This is a genomic window from Aquimarina spinulae (assembly GCF_943373825.1).
Classification (GTDB): domain Bacteria; phylum Bacteroidota; class Bacteroidia; order Flavobacteriales; family Flavobacteriaceae; genus Aquimarina; species Aquimarina spinulae.
This window is the reverse complement of sequence record NZ_CALSBP010000001.1, coordinates 615,196-633,582: the sequence shown is the minus strand read 5'-3', so window position 1 is coordinate 633,582 and position 18,387 is coordinate 615,196. Positions and strand designations below refer to the sequence as shown.

Below are 18,387 nucleotides of genomic sequence, written 5' to 3'. Positions count from 1 at the left end.
TTTGTAGTAATCAAGAAGTATATCAATTATTAATGTGAGAACGCATGAAAAAAATAGTTTTAATTCTTTTAGTATCCTTACCATTATTTTCTTTTTCGCAGAACGACTTAGATAAAATTCTGGTCGGTAATCACTATCTGTCTGTTCAATGGATTTCATGGGATTATTTTGGAACTACCAAAATCGAAAAAACGGATAAAGACAATGTGTACACAATAGAAGGCCATCAAAATAGCAAAGAAAATAGTGATTTCTTAAAAATTAAAGGTACCATTACTCCTGCCTCTGCAAAGCACCTTGTATTTAATGGGACTATTGAGACCCAGGTAGATTTTATAAACAACGGAAAACCTTGTAAAAGAGAAGGAGAATTCAATTTTAAAGTAAAGGGAAATAGAAAATACTGGAGACTCCAGGAAATGAGTAATCCTTGTAGTGAAGTAACTGATTATGTAGATATTTATTTTATTCAAAAAAAATGATATCCTACAAAATTTCACTTACCAAAACAAACATTTAGGAGCTATATTTCTAATTTTTATCTACTTAAATATTTTTTTTTCTATCTTTGTATAGATAGAAATACAGTAACAGTATGTTACACTCTTGTTTTTTAGCTTAAGGAAGAACATCGGAAAAGCAAGTGAATTTCTTACGGAAAACCTCCGTATACCTTAATCAACAAAAGTTGGTTTGGTGTACGGAGGTTTTTTTATTACATCTGGTATTAATTAACATATTACTATTATGAAAAAAGTTATCATCGCATTTGTGGCAATTATTATTATTTCTGTTGCCACTTTGTATTTCTTTCCTCAAATTTTATATACCACATCTTTTGGGCAAAAGATATTGATGAAAATGGAAGGCGATCAAGTAGCAGAATTCTATTTTAAAGAAAACCAAACTACAAAAGACACCCTATATATGAATGGTGTTATTTATTCTAATACGCTACATGATATTAAAGAAGTTCTGTTCGAAAATCCAAAAGTAACCACGTTGGTAATGGAGGAAGTTCCGGGATCTATAGACGATGAAATAAATCTTCTGGCTTCTCGTGAAATCAGGAAGCATCATATAAACACTTACATCCCCGAAAACGGAATGGTAGCTTCTGGCGGAACAGATATGTTTTTGGCTGGAGAAAAACGAAATATTCACGCTACAGCTAAACTGGGTGTGCATTCCTGGTCGGGAGAAGATAGTGTAGCACTAGATTTCCCTAAAGATCATCAAGAGCATAAAAAATATGTAGACTACTATATCGAAATGAATATTCCTACAGCTTTTTATTGGTATACATTAGAAGCAGCTCCTGCGGATAGTATTCACTGGATGACAGCTAACGAAATAAAAAAATATGATGTAGTAACGGATTCGGGAATAGAAACAACCGAATTATTAGATATTCAAAAACAAATATCATCAGATCAGTATTTGGGAAGAGGTACAGGAAATAATCAAAAAGCTCAAGATTTTATCAGGTCGTATTTTAAAAATATCGGTTTAGAAAAATTAGATCCCGATTACGATTCTCACTTTACTTTTAAAGATAGAAAAGCCAAAAAAGAGAGAGCAGGTACTAATTTTATAGGTTATGTAAAAGGAAAAACATATCCCAAGAAATATATTGTTATTGGTGCGCATTATGATCATCTTGGTATTATAAACGATACGATATACAATGGTGCAGATGATAATGCATCTGGTACTTCTGCCCTATTGATCTTAGCTAAATATTTTTCTAAAAACCAACCTCAGCATTCTATTCTTTTTGCTGCTTTTGATGCCGAAGAATTAGGGCTATTTGGTTCTAAACATTTTGTAGATAACCCACCGATTTTATTATCCGATATCAAACTCAATATCAATATGGATATGATTAGCCGTAATCCTAAAAACGAAATATATGTGGTTGGTACATACCCTTATCCACAGTTTAAACCTATAATCGAAAGTATTGCAAAAGATAGCCCGTTAACCGTTTCTTATGGGCATGATGATCCAGAGGATAAAACCAAAGACTATTGGATGTTTTCTTCTGACAATGGTCCTTTTTTCAGGAAAGGAATCCCTAATATCACTTTTAGTGAAGAAGACCACCCAGGTTATCACCAGGCAACCGATGATATCGAAGATACAAATCCAGAATACTATAAAAATGTAGCAAAATTAATCCAGAAATCTATTGAAGCGATAGATCAAAATTTTCCAAATTCAAAGTAATGATACATGCTACAGACATAATCGATGCTTACAAAATTAGCAAGCCTGATTTGAATAGAACACCTATGGCACATTCTCCGGAGTTAAGCAAAATATCTGGAGCAAATGTCTTTCTTAAAATGGAATTTTTGCAATACACGGGATCGTTTAAAATACGAGGGGTTCTTACTAAAATACGTAGTTTAGACAAAAGTATTTTTGACAAAACTTTTGTTGCAGCATCTACCGGAAATCATGCTGCAGCATTTGGGTATGCCTCAGAAAAATTTGGATTCAAAGGTGTTTTATTCCTTCCAAAGAAAACAAGTGACGCAAAAATAAAAGCTCTTGAGCAATATGGGATGAGAGTTATTTTCTATGGTGAAAATAGTCTGGAAACTGAGGAAAAAGCAACAGCCTATGCAAAAGACATCAACGGTGTTTTAATTCACCCCTATAATGACCTAGAAATTATTAAAGGGCAAGGTACTATCGCTGTTGAAATAGAAGAACAAGTACCAGAAGTAGATACTATTTTAACTCCTGTTGGTGGTGGTGGACTGGCATCTGGGGTAAGTACTTACTTTAGTACTAATGATAATGTTTCAGTCATTGGTTGTCAACCCAAAAATGCATCAGAAATGTATTTGTCCATAAAACAAAATGGTATCGTTCCTCCCAGTACTTTATCCACTATCGCAGATGCATCTGCTGGCGGAATTGAAAATAATGCCATCACTTATGATATTTGTAAAAAACACTTGTCGGGTTTTGAGATCATTGAAGAAGAAGATATTAAAAAAGCTGTGGCTTTTATGCTGAAATATCATAAAGTAGAAATTGAACCTACCGCTGCTTTGCCGGTAGCAGCACTATTACAAAACAAAGCGTATCATGGCAAAAATGTAGTTCTGGTACTAACAGGAAAAAAAATAGATAATCAATTATTAACTCAAATAATGGTAAAGTATGGCGACTATTATTAATCTAAAAGATATTAAAGAAAGTATACAATCATTAGATGTAGTTGCAGCTATGAAAGAAGGTTTTATACACTATAGTAATGAAAAAACGGTGGTTCCGCCTGTAGGTGAATTATTATTTGAAGATCCTCCCGGGGATGTACATATTAAATATGGATATATAAAAAATGATGATTTTTATGTCATCAAAATTGCTTCTGGTTTTTATAATAATTCAAAATTAGGGATCGCTTCCAGCCAGGGAATGATGCTCATATTTAGTCAGAAAACAGGGCAACCAGTAGCTATTTTATTAGATGAAGGATATCTTACTGATATTCGTACTGCAGCAGCAGGTGCTCTGGCAGCCACATATTTTGCTCCTGAAAAAATAAATGCTATTGGTATTATAGGTACCGGGATCCAGGCAAAACTACAGTTGCAATTCCTGCAGAAAAACAATCCTTGTAAAACCGTGTGGGTATGGGGAAGAACACCCGAAAATGCAGAGAAGTTTAGCACAGAATTGAGTACTGATTTTGATATTCATATTGCCAAAACTCCTGCAGAAGTAGCAAAAAACAGTACTTTAATTGTTACTACTACTCCATCTGAAGTCGCACTGCTTGACGCAAAAGATATCTTACCAGGTACTCATATCACAGCAGTAGGCTCTGACACTTCAGACAAACAAGAACTTGATAGTGAAGTGCTTCAAAAAGCAGATATCGTTATTGCAGATAGTATTCCGCAAAGTAAAAGTAGAGGCGAAATATATCGGGCTGTTAAAGATGGAGCAATTTCCGAAGAAAAAATCGTGGAGCTTGGTAGTGCAATTCAAGACCCTGCCTTACAACGCACCGATGATCAACAAATAACAATAGTAGACCTTACAGGAGTTGCAGTACAAGATATAATGATTGCAAAAGCTGTTTATAAAACATACATGAATATCAAAATATAAATAGAATGAATATTCCAATTTTTGAGCTCGAAAGAGTACAATCCTTATTTGAAAACACAGTAGATTATAATCTAACAGAAAGTGGTTTTCATCCCTACACTCTTAATGAGCTATTAGAGAAAGACCAGATAGATACACTTACCAATACTGTTTTAGGGTATGGGCAAACTAACGGTTCTATCCCATTGCGTAAAAGAATTAGTGCGATGTATAATGGCGCTAATGAGGAGAATGTATTGGTTACCAATGGCTCTTCTGAAGCGAATTTTATTGCTTGTCATACTCTGCTAGAAAAAGGAGATGAAGTGGTTATGATGGTCCCCAACTATATGCAGATCTGGGGTATTGCCGAAGAAATGGGGTGTATCCCCAAGGCATTTCATTTGCGTGAAGAAAACAAATGGAGGCCCGATATCGAAGAATTAAAATCTCTTGTCACTTCAAAAACAAAAATGATTGCGCTATGTAATCCCAATAACCCAACAGGATACACACTTTCTTCTGAAGAAATGCAGGAAATTGTAGCTATCGCAAAGCGTGTAGATGCCTGGGTATATTGTGATGAAGTATATCGTGGAGCCGAATTAAACGGAGAAATCATAGAAAGTTTTATTGGGATGTATGACAAAGTTATGGTTAACGGTGGACTATCTAAAGCCTATGCCCTACCCGGATTACGTTTAGGGTGGTTAATAGGTCCCGAAACACTGATTGCAGATACATGGGCATATCATGATTATACCTCTATTACTGCGGGCATAATGAGTCATTATATTGGTGAGATCGCATTAAGACCCGAAAAACGTATAGAAATACTAACTCGAAACAGAACCATGCTTAATGAAAACTTAATAGTAGTAAAGCAATGGCTCGATCAATATGGGGATTTATTTGAATATGTACCCCCAAAGAGTGGCGGAATGTTATTTATAAAATACAATTTAGATATTAATTCTACCGAACTGGCAGAATGGTTACGTACAGAAAAAAGTGTATTTATTTTGGCAGGAGATTGTTATGGGATGGACCATCATTTCAGAATAGGGATTGGAGAACGCAAAGAATATATCCTGGCGGGTTTAGAACGCGTTAAACAAGCTCTAAAAGAACGGTTTAATTTATCATAGCAGTCTGCCTGTCATAATTTTAAGCATTAAAATAATCAAAACAGGCTGTCTAAAAAGACAGCCTGTTTAATAAGGGTAATTTTTGTTTACATCAAATTTAGACTACTCTTATCTTACAAAGTAGTTTTTAGGTCCACTTGATTGAGTGGTGCATCCATTTTTAGATACAGAAAGGGTAACGGTAGATCCTCCTTTACGTAGCAAAACACTTCTTCCTGTTTTATAAGTGGCACGGCCGTTATGAACAACTTTCCACTTATACGTGTACTTGGTATCATAATTCTTGGCATCAAGAACAGAATTAAAAATTTGCTCTATCATTGTATGTCCACTGCTTGGGCATGGTGTTGAAGAATGATCTGGGGGAATAGCAACAAACTTTCTATGACTTGCCATGATACTATTATTTTCCATATATGTATAATAAATATTTCCCTCATTTTTATTGACTCTTTTGATTGTTACCTTTTGTTCTTCGTCAGACCCTACAATTTCAAAACAGCCGTCTACTAACCAAAAAAGAAAATTAGGGTGGTATCCTTCTGCAATTATATCAACACCTACTTCCGGAATAGTTTGTCCATTTTCAACAATAACTTTACCTGGTACGTATTTTAGAATTTTCCATAATTTAGAAGACTTGTTAACTGCAACATTTGTAGCTTTATTATTCTCATTTCCTTTATTTAAAACGGTTTCTGAAGGAACTTCCTTCATTTCTTGATCATATATATCAAGATTGCTATCTTCTTTTTCACAACTACCAATAAAGATGGTTAGCATTAGAATTGAAGCAATTTTAAAAATTGTTTTTTTCATGATTTGTTGTTTTATGAATTAGATGTGTAATTGTAAATAATTAGAATGCTCAATACAGGAGATAGCAAGCCATGGCTATACTGCATTAGGAATATCTAATTACTAATCAATTATTGAAATCAAAAATGTAGCTGTTTGAAGGTTTTAAAATACTTTCTTTACTGTGAAATAATACGTATATCGTTAGTATATTTATTAAAAGTTAGAAATTTAAACTACTCTACCTATTTGGATAGAATTGAGATTTTTTCATAAGCTTTTATAATAAAAAAGAGGTCTGAAAATGGTGTTTTCAATGTCAAGCAGAGCCCTTCGATAAACTAAGACTGACAATTTAGTCCTTGAATTACCTTTTCAGAAGCCTCTTTTTATTTTTTTAAACCGATCTCTGGTATTAATTATTAGGATTAGCATCGATAAAAAAGTTTTTTCGAACACTTGTTTGTGTAGCACAATCCTTCTTGGATACCGTAAGGGTTACATCCGAACTTCCAATACGTAATGTAATAGCCCTTCCTGTTTCATAATACGTATTTCCTCTATTAACGATAGTCCACTTGTAGGCATAATATCCCTTATAACTCTCTGCATAAAGGGTTCTTCTTCCTGTTCGTTTCATTTTGGTATGCTCACTAGTAGGGCATGGAGCTGTAGGGTCTGTGATATCAGGATAAATAAAAGCATCAAAAGTAAGAACAGAATAGCCGCCATTGCTGGTAATAAAAAAAAGCTTGCCTTCGTTCTTATTGATTCTTTTAACCCGTACTGTTCTTTTATTATGGGTATTATCAATAATTTTAAAACCTCCGGTAGCCTCCCAGACTCCATCACAATTTGCCTCGGCAATTGTGATCGTATTTACATAAGGATATACTTTTCGGGTCCTAAAATCCATCCACATAGGACCTTCATATCTTTTAATACTCCAGTTATGACAACTATTAGCTGCTTTTGTAGCAGATTTATCTATTGTAGAAGTCTCTACAGATATATTTTTTGATTCTCCTTCAAGACCATCAAGAGTACTATCATCTGTCTCGCAACTACTAATAAAAGTTGCCAGCATTACCATAGTGATTACTTTAAAAATTGTTTTTTTCATGATTTGTTGTTTTATGAATTAGATGTGTAATTGTAAATAATTAGGATACTCGATACAAAGCATAGTAAGTCATGGTCATATTACATTAGGTATACCTATTCTGTATGCTTATGACTCAAAGTTGAAGACAAGTCTACTGCCTAATTACCTTCCTATGTTCACATAAAAGTTTTGAGTTCTGGTTTGGGTAGTACAACCATCCTGGACAATCGTAAGCGTAACATTAAAATTTCCATAACCTTGTAGTCTGATACTACTTCCCGTTCCATGGTATGTATTTCCTTTATTAACTACTGTCCAGTTATATGTATATCTATCATCATAATTACTGGCCGCAGCATATTTAGAAAAACTTTGCCTCATTTTGGTATGTTCACTAGTAGGACATGGTGGTGGCGGTGGCGGTGGCGATACTACAGGAATCGCAATAAAATCATGTCCAACACTATTAAACCCTCCTTCAGCTCTTCTCACAGAATGTGTAATTGAGCCTTTTTCTTTATTTGTTCTTAGAAATCGTGACCCTACCTGCTTAAAACATCCTGAAGCCTTCCAAAACCCAAAAGGATTATTTGCTCTTACCTTTACATAAGTTCCTATATGAGGTACATACTCTCCATTAATTACATCATAAGGACCGTCAAATCCTGTAACTTTAAAGAAAGGATCATCATCAGAGGGTCTCATCTTCGTAGTAGTAGAGTTATCGATTATCATCTCTTTTGATTGCTCCTGGGTAGTATCAAGAGTACCGTCATCGGTTTCACAGCTACTCATAAAAATAGCTAGTGTTAAAACAGAAAGCGTTTTAAAAATTGTTTTTTTCATGACTTATTATTTAAAAGTTAAATGTATGATTGTAAATAACTTAATACAGGATACTGAGTACTATAAATACTCAGTATCCTATAGGTATACTTTATGTATGTCTATAATCTAAAACATGACTATTTTTCATGCAATTGCCTACCTTCCAATATTCACATAAAAATTTTGAGTTCTAGTTTGCGTAGTACAACCATCTTGAGCAATAGTAAGAGTGACATTAAAGTTTCCAAAACCTCGTAGTCTTACATTTCTTCCTGTTTCGGTATATGTATTTCCTTTGTTAACAACTGTCCAGTTATATGTGTACCTCTCATCATAATTAATAGCAGCAGCATATTTAGAAAAACTTTGTCTCATTTTGGTATGCTCACTGGTAGGACATGGTACTGGATCAGGTATTGCAGATAAACCATAGGTAGCTATATCTGATTTCAATACTATATTTCCGTTTTCATTTACATGCTCCGTGTAAAAAAAGAAAACAATAGCATCTTCTTTAGTTACTCTTTTAAGTCGGACACTTTGGGAGGATCTTTTTACAATTTCATATCCACCTAATTTAACATCCCAGGTTCCATAAAAATGACCTGATGGAATTTTAACTCCAGAAATATTTACATAAGAACCTATTTTAGGTATTCGTACTCCATCTACTGTATCATAGGGACCATCAATACTAGTAACTAATAAAAAAACATTACTCGAACTCTTTGTTTCTAAATTGTTATTTTCTTCATTTTTTTTGCTAGAAGATGTATTCTCTAATTTTGATTCTATACCATCATCGGTTTCGCAACTACTAATAAAGATTGCCAAAGTTAGAATAGTGATTACTTTAAAAATTGTTTTTTTCATTGTTTATTTTTAAGAATTAATGTGTGATTGTGAATAATTGAATGTACAATCCAAAGCACAGTAAGCCCTGATCATACCGTATTAGGCGCCTAAATACTATCAATTATTTGATCCAAAAGTAGTAGCCGTACCCAGTATACACTACCCTGTTTTCAGTGAAACAGTTTTTATTTATGTAGTCTACCCAGTGTAGTTTTTTGGATCGGTAACAAGCTGTTTTTCCTCTTAAAAAGAAGCACTATTATTTACAAATCATGAATATAAATTTTCGGTATACTTATATACAGAACCTGTATTAAGTAGTACCACAGATTCATTATCTTTTATCCAGTGAGTTTGCTTCAATTTTTTATAGGCAGCCCATACTGCAGAGCCTTCAGGAGAAATAAATAACCCTTCTGTTTTTGCAAATTCCTGCATCCCTTCTTTTATTTCATGATCAGAAATAGAAATGGCTGTTCCGTTACTTTCATATAATGTTTTCATGATCAATCGATCTCCAAACGGTTTTGGCACCCTTAACCCATTCGCTATCGTTGGAGCGGGATTCTCATATTTTGGCACATGATCCATTTCATTGTGAAAAGAGGTAATAATAGGATTACATCCATCTCCTTGAACAGCTACCATTCGGGTAGGAATATGATCTATCCATTGTAGAGCTTTCATTTCAAGAAAGGCTTTCCAGATTCCTATTAATCCGGTACCTCCCCCTGTAGGGTATAGGATTACATCTGGTAATTCCCACTGTAACTGCTCTGCAATTTCATACCCCATTGTTTTTTTCCCTTCTAGTCTAAAAGGCTCTTGCAATGTAGATACGTCAAACCAGGATCCATCATTTTTTGATCTCATCATACTGGCAGCATCTCCAATATTTCCTTTTACCTTAGTAACATTAGCTCCCATGATTTCACAATCTAGTTGGAACGTTTTAGGGGTTTCTTCAGGCATAAAAATATGAGCTTTGATTCCTGCTTTAGCACAATACGCGCTAAGAGCGCTTCCTGCATTTCCGGCAGTAGGAATACACATTGCTGTAATCCCATGTTCTTTTGCTTTACTTACTGCCATACTAATCCCTCGAGCTTTAAAAGAACCTGTAGGGTTACCAGATTCGTCCTTAAGCAATAATTGATATTGGTTATAGGTAGATTCGAGTTTTGATAATACCAGAAGAGGTGTAAACCCTTCTCCCAGGCTAATGCGGTTCTCTTCTTTTTCTACAGGTAACAGCTCATGATACCGCCACATAGTTGCCGGCCTATCTTGTAAATCATTTTTAGAAAAGTGGTTACGTAAATTATAATGCGCAACCAGAGGTTGATTATCTTTTAAGCAAAAGCTATGTACTTCGTTCTTATCATAAATTTCTCCGCAGTGATCACATCGAAGATAGGAGTATTCATTAGTAAGCATAATATATTGATTTTTACCATATAAAAATAGGCTGCAACGGGGATACTTCAAAAAGGATTAATTCCCGAATAGCTATGTTTTCCACTTTATACACGGGATAACCAAATAACAGCCATCGAATCAATTGTTTGCTAAGAATATTTAAAATTTATCTATGATATAAACAAAAAAGAGTGCCGGTTTCATTGTTAGATTAAGGTTTTTTCCTCCTCGTTTTTCAATGTACAACATTAAGTTCATTTCTTAATTTAGATTAAGAATATTGAACTCTTTGCTTTCTAATTTTGCTTCAAATATTGATTAAATAAAAACCAATGGAAACAAATTGTGAAGTAATTTTAAAATCAAAAGTCAAAAATTCTATGGTAAATAATCTCATGAATTTTCTTACAGAGAATCTACCTAATGTAAGAGGGTTTAATGGATGTTTATCGGTGAAAATACTTTTTGACAAAGAGACTAATGAAATGGTATTTTATGAGGAATGGCTAAGTAAAAGTCACCATACAGATTATATAACTTTTATTTCTAATAATGGAATCATGGCAAAGCTCTCTGCTTTTTTAATAGAAGCTCCAGAGATTAAATATTATCATAAACTAACTATATAATAGTGAAATCCAGAAAACATATTGGATCATAGTTGGTATATACAATGGGGTTCGCGCCTGTACCAAATGCATATTCCTATAGGTGTTCTTGAGTTAAGAAACATAATAACAACCTAATGTATTCTTACTTATAGAACACCTTGATGTATCAGAAATCTCCTCTTTACTGCAATATTTTTTTATGGTAAAAATTGAGTATTTAATTTCTTAACCTGTAAACGGTAAAAGAGATAAGCTTATCGCCAGAAGATTGTTAGACATATGAAAAAACAATGGATACTTAAAACCAAAAGATACTCTTATATATCCATAAATTAATGCGCTCATTAATTGAGGTAAGGTAAGAATCGGAAGCAAAAGAATATTTGTCCAGTTTAACTCATACTTTGTAATATGTATCCAGGCAAAACACACGCAAGAGATATAATATATACTTCTAAAATGTGTTCTCCAGAAATTAGCCAATCTCTCTTTTATCGATGTACTATTAACTACAGGATACAAGAATATTCCTAATGCAATTGCGATAACTACTCGTATCATAAAGCTTTCGTCTATCGCACTTATTTTTGTTTGAAAAACAATTTTGGTCAATACGTAGTATGAAAATACACTGGATGATAGCGCAATATAAATGGGTTTAAATTTTAAGGAAAGCCTAAAAGCAACTTCTTCTACAAGAGGGAGAATTATCCCACCGACTACTAATAAGACCAATGGAGAAAAACGTTCTAACATATTTGCCTTTTGTACGTTCTCTGGGTCATATACGAAAGCAAAAAACAAAATTACAGGAATCAATAATATGAATTTTAAAAAGTACAGCCCAATGGTATCATATATTTTATGGGTTACAGATTTTTCCAGTTTTTTTTTCATACTTCGGCTTTTTTATAAATCCGATGAATTCGTTAAACAATGTAAAATAGTATTTGGGCTTAATTAATGGATATCTCATGTTCTTATCTTTAACTAGAAGACGAGAGATATGGTTATTTGTAACATAGAGTAGGTACTACGATTTGTAGTTTAGTTTTACGAAATACAATATCCTACTCTTTTGGATATCCTATTAGGTAAATTTTTTCTGACTTTCCTTCTATAACCTCTTTTTTCCAGATATAGGTATCCTCCTTAATGCCTTGTAAAAGCTCATCGAGATCTTCTAATCGATATATTCTCCCGCTGGTAATTACAGCATCCCACGCAAAGCACAAAGGAATTACAGGGATTATATAGGTAAAAATAAGCTGTCTGATCGTTAAAGGTCGCACCAATGGCGTGATAAAAAGGCATAAAACGGCACTAAGAGGGATAAAGAGCCACCATAGCAGGAACGGAAATTTTTTATTGATTTCCATAATACAAATCGGTTGCTTTTTGCTTTGTACAGCTGTTAAAATACTTTTGGCCTGGTCTGGTCTCATATGATGAAAACTACCTACCATTGTAAATATCCCTTGTATCGAATCATCAATATGCGTAGCATCAAGAGGAGTCGTTCTATACCTTATATAATCGCTACTACTATTTATTCGTTTAGCAGCTTCTAAGTTGGGATATAAGTCTGATAAAACCAATTCGACATCTTCAAGATGATGTTGATTTCTCAATAGTGCTATTGTATCGAGCATGGGTCCCCCACTACCCGAGCATAAATCAATAATTTTTTTGGTCTTGGTACGCTTAATAAGATCAACAAGCAGCATAGCCATATCCTCACTCGTGCCAAACTTTTTATGCATTACCACAATTAACCTGGTCATACAGATTCTAATCCAATTAGGAAACCATGGTAAGTCTTCGAATTCAAATAGGTGTATTCTCTTCATTTTATCAAAAGGATTAGGAAAAATAAGGCAAGTAACATATCAGAATAATAGTTCTTTTTTAAGATCCAAGAACAAAATTATAGATTTAACGAACACAAAGTTTTGATCCAAATCAAATTCTTACTTCGACGCTCTAATTCTACTTAATGTTTCTTGTGTGATCCCCAAAAAAGAAGCAACATCTCCCAGAGGAACACGAGATTCTATTTTTGGGTGTAGATCAATCAAACTATCATAACGTTGTTGCACCGTTCTAAACTGTAGAGAAGCTATGCGTTCTCTAAGTTGGTAGATTACTTTGGATAAGATAAGCCGGTACAGATGCTCGAAGTCGTGATATTTTTTACATAAAGCCTCTAAATCATCATGGGCTAATGCTACCAGAGTACTGTCTTCTAATACTTCTATAGTATGAGAGCTGGGTCGGCCGTGTATAGGATCGGTTGTTGATGGGATAAAATCGTTTTCTAATGCAAACCAATCGGTTATTTTTTTATCATCAGACCTATAATAGGCTTTGAGTGCGCCTTGTATGATATAATAGAATTTATATGAATATGCACCTTCTTTTACCAGTATATCTCTTTTCTTATACTCAACAATTTTTATTTTTTCGGACCAATCATAAATAGCTTCGGCACTAATTTCACCATACTCTTCTGTTATCTTTTTAAATATATCTTCTATCATAAAAATCAATCGTTTTTGAGTAACATTTACAGCGGTAAATATGCAAAAACTTGCTTACATAGCTTATGGCTTTGGTGCAAATTTTCTAAAAACCTAATCACCTCTACCTCATCGAATTAAACTTTTATCTCACTCCTGCGGGTTCCCGTAAAAATATCTAAAAAGGGAATAGTAGTTTAGTGCCTACAATATACCTACGGTATATTGTATAGCTACATCAAGAAAACAAGGGATTAAAAAAATGAATAAATTAAGCCGTAAAATCAGAGAAATTTCTGAAGACAAGAATATCGAACGAGAAAAAATAGTACAAGGATTATTAGAGCATCTCGAAGTAAAATATAACCTTAAAGATCATCACGAAGAAGACCAGTACATTATTAAAGGCATTCAAAAAAAGATTATTAGTGTATTACTACAAGAGCCAAATCAAAAGAAGCAATTAAATCAAACGGTAAAATATAATGATGTCTTTGATCTAGACAGAATAGAAATGAGCCTACTAAACGATGCCTGGAACGAATTAGAAGCCCGCGATGAGGTATATGCCGAAGCCTACGAGATTGGATTAACCGATAGCGGTATTAGAAAACATAGGCAAGAAACTATAGTGTAAAAGACACAAGCATACGTTTACAAATAATTATAAGTAATTACAAATGGTTGTATAGTTACTAGAGGTAACTATATATCTTTGTTGTAAACTATTCAAATTGACAAATTAATGCCTGAAAAATCAATAGTAACGGATTCTTCTAAATCCACAAGTAAAACGGACAACATAATTACTCAATTAAAAAACGGTTTATCCAAAATAGGTGATATTGGAACCAATACGAAGGATAAATTTGTTAATTATGTAAAAGATATTTTTGACGTTTTACCATTAATTGAAAAAGCCGGATTTAGAACGAACCGGTTAATTGTTGGCATATCAATACCTCCATCCGTTGAAATCCATTTTAGTCGAGTTACTGAATTTGATGAAGGTTATATCCAAGAGCTATTAGACGAATATTCGGACAAAAAAATGTTCAAATTGATCCTGAAAGGATTATTGATGTCGAATGAGTTTCAATCTAAAATTTCGACTGAGGATTTAATTTTTAGTGAGACTTGCATTGAGATTTCTATACCCCCAAAGATTAGTATTAAATATTTAAACAAGGAAATCGCTAGTATAAATAAAATCGAAACTGAATTTAATTAAAACAGTTTACAACACGATATATATAATCATAGTTGATAAGTGATTAATCGATGGGTTCTGGTATATTTATGATGGTGCGGTGATTTTAAAGCTGAATAAAGTATAAAATCTGCGCAGAAGTGTCCAAGGTTAGGTAACAATTTGCACAGCTACGACACATATATTAAACGTTGAACTGTAAGTCGCAAAAAATGTCCCCGATAGCGTGGATTTGTAATCCGTGAAACACAAGGAAACATCAAAAAGTATGCTGCCTAATTTATATGAATTTTATTTGTTTTTATCCATAGAATGCGCTATCAGCATTAGTTTAAAAAAGCTGTCAAATTGAGTGATTTTTCATAGTGACCTCTCGATTTTAGCCTGTCTTGAACTAAGTCGAAGGGCTCGAGATGACGTGGAGAAAAATTGTATCGGAATTAGGCTTTTACTTTGTCTTTTTTCTTAATAACCATGACATCTTCATAGCTAATGAAGCATATGCAGCTCCGATTCTCAATTCCCTCTTATAAGGGGTTACTTTAGCTTCTATACGCGTTGGTGATTTTGACTCCCAAACGATCTTTTCTGGGCTTGCTATTTCATATAATTGAAGTACTACTTCTATTTTTGATGGTTGTGAAAAACCTACATTATATCCAGGATAAACCCACAATGTTTGAATATGTAAATTATATTTTGCGTTGGGATTGTTTCTTGAGATTGTAATTTTTCTTTTTTTAGGTATTGCATAGTTCAAGTTTTCGATAAATAATGGTGCATATACGGTATCCCTATCCGCAAACCAAGAACCTTCAAATTTTTCACCCGATCCAGGGTTATGCTTTTCTCTTAGTTGTACCTTATCTTTTATAAAATCTGCCTCTGAGGGGTAGCCATGCACGTTCATATTATCATACCCAAAGGTAACCGATAGTTCTTTTTCTCCAGCTAATACAGAAATATCTCCAGAAGCTGTTTTTATTTTCTGACTTAAAGCAGGTATCGTACAAAAAATAAATAGAATGATACTAAGTGAGTTTCTCATGTCCTTTATCGAATTAAGCCAACAAACTTAATAATTACACTATAAATTCAAGTAGAAAATACAACTTTTTGTTTCCCAATAATTCCATAACTCCTGTTTTTGAGTTTGTTTATATTTGATGATGTCCACCAGATAGCGCGGATTTGTAATCCGCGAATCATAAGGAAATACCAAAACAGCCGCTTATAATGTGATTGTTTTTTGTTAAAGTACATTTAGATCGATTTAGATCATAACATTTATTTAAACAAACATGTTCTTTAAAGAATTTTAGTTGAAAAAAAATGATTTTTGTCGTTAATAAATCTATTACTGATTAAAAAGTTTTAAATTACTTAAATGTTAACTACAGGCCTTATCCTAATTCTTGCATCCCTTGGTTTAGCGCAGGGGGTTTTCTTAAGTATATATTTAATTACCCTTAAGAATAACCATAGAAAGTCTAATATTTTTCTAGGACTCTTTTTATTAGGTCTTACTATTAGAATTGGTAAATCGGTATTAAATTATTATATGCCATTAGAGAATTGGCAAAATAATATTGGAGTTTCTGGTATTCTATTTGCAGCCCCTTCTCTTTGGCTGTATGGAATTACTCTTTTTGAGAAGAATAAAGAAATTACCTATACGTACTACATCCATTTCGCGCCTTTTGCTTTGTTTCTTTTTTTGATCCCATTTATACCCAGAAATGGAAATTTTGAATCGTTCTGGAACTACGGAATTGTGGTTTTTCATTTGCTTTTTTATCTGATACTATCATGGTCATATTTACAAAAAAATAGTTCGAATGCATCCGACAGTATTGTAAAATGGTATCGTAATATATTAATTGGCTCTACATTAATTTGGCTACACTATGTAGGAAACCTTTTCGATTTTAGAATGTATTATATAAGAGGACCGATATTTTATTCCTTACTAATTTATGCGTTTAGCTATCTTTTTTTAAATAGACATAAGTTTAATCTCCAAAAATATGATAGTTCGCGTTTAGACAAAAGTAGCTCTAGAGCATTGTTTCAAAGCATTAAGAAACTCTTTGAAAAGGAACATGTTTTTCTAAATGATACTATTACACTAAAAATTGTTGCTGAAAAATTAGATGTAAGAGCACGGGAAATTTCACAAGCCATAAACGAAAACACTCAACAAAATTTTTACGAGTTTGTAAATCAGTATCGCATTGAAAAAGCTGAAGCCCTATTAAAAGATGCCGAATACTTAAATGAAAAAATTGCAACTATTGCCTACGAATCTGGTTTTGGTAATGTGACTTCTTTTAATATTGCTTTCAAGAAAAAAACGGGACATACCCCTTCAGCCTATAGAAAACAGTAAAAACTTCTATTTTTCGTTAACAGGTACATGCATTTTAAAGTATTTCTATCATTTATTACAGAATATTGTATTGAACTCATCTTGAGTAGTGGTTTTAAGCCGAAAAGTTTGGCTTTTGTACCATAGTAAAGTTAATTTTTTTTCACCGTAGCTAAGGCTATGCTGAAAAAAAATAGCAAAATGTGAATTTTGCAGGCAAAAGCATTACCCAAGATAAGTTCATTGTATAATATTCAATACATGAACAGAAAAAAATTTATATATGGATCGCTTTTAGGAATTGGAACAGCTGTTACGATACCTACTTATCTACTTTTAAAAGCACAGAAAAGTAGTTCAAGCCAACAAAAAAAAGAATCGAATCAATTAGAAGAAAAATTAGTAAAAGATTTTGTTGTTGCCGGACATTCAAAATTAGGACTGGTTAAGGAAATGCTTAATGAATATCCAAATTTAATTTACACCTCTTACGATTGGGGTAATGGTGACTTTGAAGAAGCAATAGAAGGAGCAGCTCATTTAGGGAATAAGGAGATTGTAAACTATTTAATCTCTAAAGGCGCAAGAGCTAATCTTTTTGCTCTTACCATGCTAGGAAGAACAGAATTAGTAACACCAGTTTTGGATGCTTATCCCGAATTACTTTTTGCCAAAGGGCCACATGGGCTTACTTTACTACATCATGCTCAAGTTGGAGAATCTTTAGAATTGATAGATTATTTTAAAAATAAAGGTTTAACAGAGCGAATAATTAAAATCAGATAATATTTAAACCCGTTAAAGAATGAAAAAAAATTTAATGATCCTGTTTGTTTTACTAGTTAACTGTTCGGTTTCTAATAATAAATTGACACCAGTAGAGCGAGATTTCGCAATCAACGAATTAAATAACTCTAAAGGTAATTTATTAGACATATTAGATGGATTAAGTGAAGCACAGCTCAATTTTAAAATTAATGAATCGTCCTGGTCAATACTACAATGTACAGAACACATTACGATTTTAGAAAATGAAGTATTTGAAATACTTAAAGAGTCTTTAGAACTTCCTTCGGATCCCGAAAGGCGGAAAGACTTAAAATTCACTGATAAAGAATTAATAGCACATGTACACAATCGTGCAGAAAAAACAAAAACCCAAGAAGATTTTGAACCCATAGGAAAGTATGGTAATCACAAAGCAACTATTGCAGAATTTAAAGCAAAAAGAGAACAACACATCAATTATATAAAGACAACAGAAGATGACTTAAGAAACCATTTTGCCAACTTTGGAAGCATCGATCTTTACCAGGTTTTTCTCTACATGTCTTCACATACCGGTCGCCATATTGCGCAAATTAAAGAGATAAAAAACGATAAAAAATTCCCTAAAAATTAAAATACTTTATC

General features: G+C 33.2%; 20 protein-coding genes. 11 read left to right on the top strand and 9 right to left on the bottom strand.

Features of this window, described 5'->3' with window-relative positions; all coding sequences use genetic code 11:
• Window positions 1-44 precede the first annotated feature (44 nt).
• The 5 genes from NNH57_RS02925 to NNH57_RS02905 all read left to right on the top strand — a co-directional run bounded on the left by NNH57_RS02925 (window position 45) and on the right by NNH57_RS02905 (window position 5,261).
• Window positions 45-482 (top strand): hypothetical protein, encoded by a 438-nt coding sequence (locus NNH57_RS02925; protein WP_074410085.1) that lies wholly within the window; start codon window positions 45-47, stop codon window positions 480-482.
• Between the two features lie 265 nt (window positions 483-747).
• Window positions 748-2,229, top strand: coding sequence for a M28 family peptidase (locus NNH57_RS02920; protein WP_108808659.1), 1,482 nt, complete (start codon window positions 748-750; stop codon window positions 2,227-2,229).
• On the top strand, window positions 2,229-3,194 hold the full coding sequence (locus NNH57_RS02915) for a threonine ammonia-lyase (protein WP_108808658.1): 966 nt from the start codon (window positions 2,229-2,231) through the stop codon (window positions 3,192-3,194). Before NNH57_RS02920 ends, NNH57_RS02915 begins: the two co-directional genes overlap by 1 nt.
• Entirely contained in the window at window positions 3,178-4,134 is a 957-nt protein-coding gene (locus NNH57_RS02910; RefSeq protein WP_108808657.1) for a Rossmann-fold NAD(P)-binding domain-containing protein, read from the top strand. The genes NNH57_RS02915 and NNH57_RS02910 overlap by 17 nt, the downstream gene beginning before the upstream one ends.
• 5 nt (window positions 4,135-4,139) lie before the next feature.
• Window positions 4,140-5,261 (top strand): aminotransferase class I/II-fold pyridoxal phosphate-dependent enzyme, encoded by a 1,122-nt coding sequence (locus NNH57_RS02905; protein WP_108808656.1) that lies wholly within the window; start codon window positions 4,140-4,142, stop codon window positions 5,259-5,261.
• Between the two features lie 108 nt (window positions 5,262-5,369).
• Here NNH57_RS02905 and NNH57_RS02900 read toward each other — a convergent pair whose 3' ends face one another.
• From NNH57_RS02900 to NNH57_RS02880, 5 genes are all read right to left on the bottom strand, one after another.
• A complete protein-coding gene (locus NNH57_RS02900) occupies window positions 5,370-6,080 on the bottom strand; it encodes a hypothetical protein (RefSeq protein ID WP_108808655.1) in 711 nt (236 codons plus the stop codon).
• Window positions 6,081-6,474: 394 nt separating this feature from the next.
• On the bottom strand, window positions 6,475-7,182 hold the full coding sequence (locus NNH57_RS02895) for a hypothetical protein (RefSeq protein WP_108808654.1): 708 nt from the start codon (window positions 7,180-7,182) through the stop codon (window positions 6,475-6,477).
• Window positions 7,183-7,326: 144 nt separating this feature from the next.
• Window positions 7,327-8,010 (bottom strand): hypothetical protein, encoded by a 684-nt coding sequence (locus tag NNH57_RS02890; protein ID WP_108808653.1) that lies wholly within the window; start codon window positions 8,008-8,010, stop codon window positions 7,327-7,329.
• A 138-nt stretch (window positions 8,011-8,148) separates the two neighbouring features.
• Window positions 8,149-8,865 (bottom strand): hypothetical protein, encoded by a 717-nt coding sequence (locus NNH57_RS02885; RefSeq protein WP_074410078.1) that lies wholly within the window; start codon window positions 8,863-8,865, stop codon window positions 8,149-8,151.
• A 252-nt stretch (window positions 8,866-9,117) separates the two neighbouring features.
• Window positions 9,118-10,284 carry a threonine synthase gene (locus NNH57_RS02880; protein ID WP_074410077.1) on the bottom strand — a complete coding sequence of 389 codons (1,167 nt, stop codon included), beginning with the start codon at window positions 10,282-10,284 and terminating at the stop codon, window positions 9,118-9,120.
• A gap of 314 nt (window positions 10,285-10,598) precedes the next feature.
• On the opposite strand from NNH57_RS02880, the gene NNH57_RS02875 reads away from it, so the two are divergent.
• Window positions 10,599-10,895: a putative quinol monooxygenase gene (locus NNH57_RS02875; protein ID WP_108808652.1), complete on the top strand. Its 297-nt coding sequence runs from the start codon at window positions 10,599-10,601 to the stop codon at window positions 10,893-10,895.
• A 207-nt stretch (window positions 10,896-11,102) separates the two neighbouring features.
• On the opposite strand, the gene NNH57_RS02870 is transcribed toward NNH57_RS02875, so the two are convergent.
• The 3 genes from NNH57_RS02870 to NNH57_RS02860 form a co-directional block, all read right to left on the bottom strand.
• A complete protein-coding gene (locus tag NNH57_RS02870; protein ID WP_254504093.1) occupies window positions 11,103-11,774 on the bottom strand; it encodes a hypothetical protein in 672 nt (223 codons plus the stop codon).
• 173 nt (window positions 11,775-11,947) lie between these two features.
• Window positions 11,948-12,727 carry a class I SAM-dependent methyltransferase gene (locus NNH57_RS02865; RefSeq protein WP_108808651.1) on the bottom strand — a complete coding sequence of 260 codons (780 nt, stop codon included), beginning with the start codon at window positions 12,725-12,727 and terminating at the stop codon, window positions 11,948-11,950.
• Window positions 12,728-12,847: 120 nt separating this feature from the next.
• Complete coding sequence (locus tag NNH57_RS02860; protein WP_108808650.1) at window positions 12,848-13,417, bottom strand: Crp/Fnr family transcriptional regulator; 570 nt, start codon at window positions 13,415-13,417, stop codon at window positions 12,848-12,850.
• Between the two features lie 241 nt (window positions 13,418-13,658).
• Here NNH57_RS02860 and NNH57_RS02855 point away from each other — a divergent pair, with 241 nt between their 5' ends.
• Complete coding sequence (locus tag NNH57_RS02855; RefSeq protein ID WP_074410073.1) at window positions 13,659-14,033, top strand: hypothetical protein; 375 nt, start codon at window positions 13,659-13,661, stop codon at window positions 14,031-14,033.
• Between the two features lie 108 nt (window positions 14,034-14,141).
• Window positions 14,142-14,627 carry a hypothetical protein gene (locus tag NNH57_RS02850; RefSeq protein WP_074410072.1) on the top strand — a complete coding sequence of 162 codons (486 nt, stop codon included), beginning with the start codon at window positions 14,142-14,144 and terminating at the stop codon, window positions 14,625-14,627.
• A gap of 427 nt (window positions 14,628-15,054) precedes the next feature.
• Here NNH57_RS02850 and NNH57_RS02845 read toward each other — a convergent pair whose 3' ends face one another.
• The gene (locus NNH57_RS02845) at window positions 15,055-15,654 is read right to left on the bottom strand and encodes a hypothetical protein (RefSeq protein ID WP_074410071.1); all 600 of its coding nucleotides are present in this window, start codon (window positions 15,652-15,654) and stop codon (window positions 15,055-15,057) included.
• Between the two features lie 339 nt (window positions 15,655-15,993).
• Here NNH57_RS02845 and NNH57_RS02840 point away from each other — a divergent pair, with 339 nt between their 5' ends.
• From NNH57_RS02840 to NNH57_RS02830, 3 genes are all read left to right on the top strand, one after another.
• Entirely contained in the window at window positions 15,994-16,995 is a 1,002-nt protein-coding gene (locus NNH57_RS02840; protein WP_074407711.1) for a helix-turn-helix domain-containing protein, read from the top strand.
• 240 nt (window positions 16,996-17,235) lie between these two features.
• Window positions 17,236-17,760: a hypothetical protein gene (locus NNH57_RS02835; protein ID WP_082994852.1), complete on the top strand. Its 525-nt coding sequence runs from the start codon at window positions 17,236-17,238 to the stop codon at window positions 17,758-17,760.
• A gap of 19 nt (window positions 17,761-17,779) precedes the next feature.
• Window positions 17,780-18,376 (top strand): DinB family protein, encoded by a 597-nt coding sequence (locus NNH57_RS02830; RefSeq protein ID WP_074407712.1) that lies wholly within the window; start codon window positions 17,780-17,782, stop codon window positions 18,374-18,376.
• Window positions 18,377-18,387 lie beyond the last annotated feature (11 nt).

Bases quoted from the DNA above. Each gene is read 5' to 3' on its own strand.
- NNH57_RS02845 (WP_074410071.1), bottom strand. From the start codon at position 15,654: ATGAGAAACTCACTTAGTATCATTCTATTTATTTTTTGTACGATACCT.
- NNH57_RS02835 (WP_082994852.1), top strand. From the start codon at position 17,236: ATGAACAGAAAAAAATTTATATATGGATCGCTTTTAGGAATTGGAACA.
- NNH57_RS02880 (WP_074410077.1), bottom strand. From the start codon at position 10,284: ATGCTTACTAATGAATACTCCTATCTTCGATGTGATCACTGCGGAGAA.
- NNH57_RS02900 (WP_108808655.1), bottom strand. From the start codon at position 6,080: ATGAAAAAAACAATTTTTAAAATTGCTTCAATTCTAATGCTAACCATC.
- NNH57_RS02840 (WP_074407711.1), top strand. From the start codon at position 15,994: ATGTTAACTACAGGCCTTATCCTAATTCTTGCATCCCTTGGTTTAGCG.
- NNH57_RS02890 (WP_108808653.1), bottom strand. From the start codon at position 8,010: ATGAAAAAAACAATTTTTAAAACGCTTTCTGTTTTAACACTAGCTATT.
- NNH57_RS02885 (WP_074410078.1), bottom strand. From the start codon at position 8,865: ATGAAAAAAACAATTTTTAAAGTAATCACTATTCTAACTTTGGCAATC.
- NNH57_RS02865 (WP_108808651.1), bottom strand. From the start codon at position 12,727: ATGAAGAGAATACACCTATTTGAATTCGAAGACTTACCATGGTTTCCT.
- NNH57_RS02915 (WP_108808658.1), top strand. From the start codon at position 2,229: ATGATACATGCTACAGACATAATCGATGCTTACAAAATTAGCAAGCCT.
- NNH57_RS02905 (WP_108808656.1), top strand. From the start codon at position 4,140: ATGAATATTCCAATTTTTGAGCTCGAAAGAGTACAATCCTTATTTGAA.
- NNH57_RS02895 (WP_108808654.1), bottom strand. From the start codon at position 7,182: ATGAAAAAAACAATTTTTAAAGTAATCACTATGGTAATGCTGGCAACT.
- NNH57_RS02925 (WP_074410085.1), top strand. From the start codon at position 45: ATGAAAAAAATAGTTTTAATTCTTTTAGTATCCTTACCATTATTTTCT.
- NNH57_RS02830 (WP_074407712.1), top strand. From the start codon at position 17,780: ATGAAAAAAAATTTAATGATCCTGTTTGTTTTACTAGTTAACTGTTCG.
- NNH57_RS02910 (WP_108808657.1), top strand. From the start codon at position 3,178: ATGGCGACTATTATTAATCTAAAAGATATTAAAGAAAGTATACAATCA.
- NNH57_RS02920 (WP_108808659.1), top strand. From the start codon at position 748: ATGAAAAAAGTTATCATCGCATTTGTGGCAATTATTATTATTTCTGTT.
- NNH57_RS02850 (WP_074410072.1), top strand. From the start codon at position 14,142: ATGCCTGAAAAATCAATAGTAACGGATTCTTCTAAATCCACAAGTAAA.
- NNH57_RS02875 (WP_108808652.1), top strand. From the start codon at position 10,599: ATGGAAACAAATTGTGAAGTAATTTTAAAATCAAAAGTCAAAAATTCT.
- NNH57_RS02870 (WP_254504093.1), bottom strand. From the start codon at position 11,774: ATGAAAAAAAAACTGGAAAAATCTGTAACCCATAAAATATATGATACC.
- NNH57_RS02860 (WP_108808650.1), bottom strand. From the start codon at position 13,417: ATGATAGAAGATATATTTAAAAAGATAACAGAAGAGTATGGTGAAATT.
- NNH57_RS02855 (WP_074410073.1), top strand. From the start codon at position 13,659: ATGAATAAATTAAGCCGTAAAATCAGAGAAATTTCTGAAGACAAGAAT.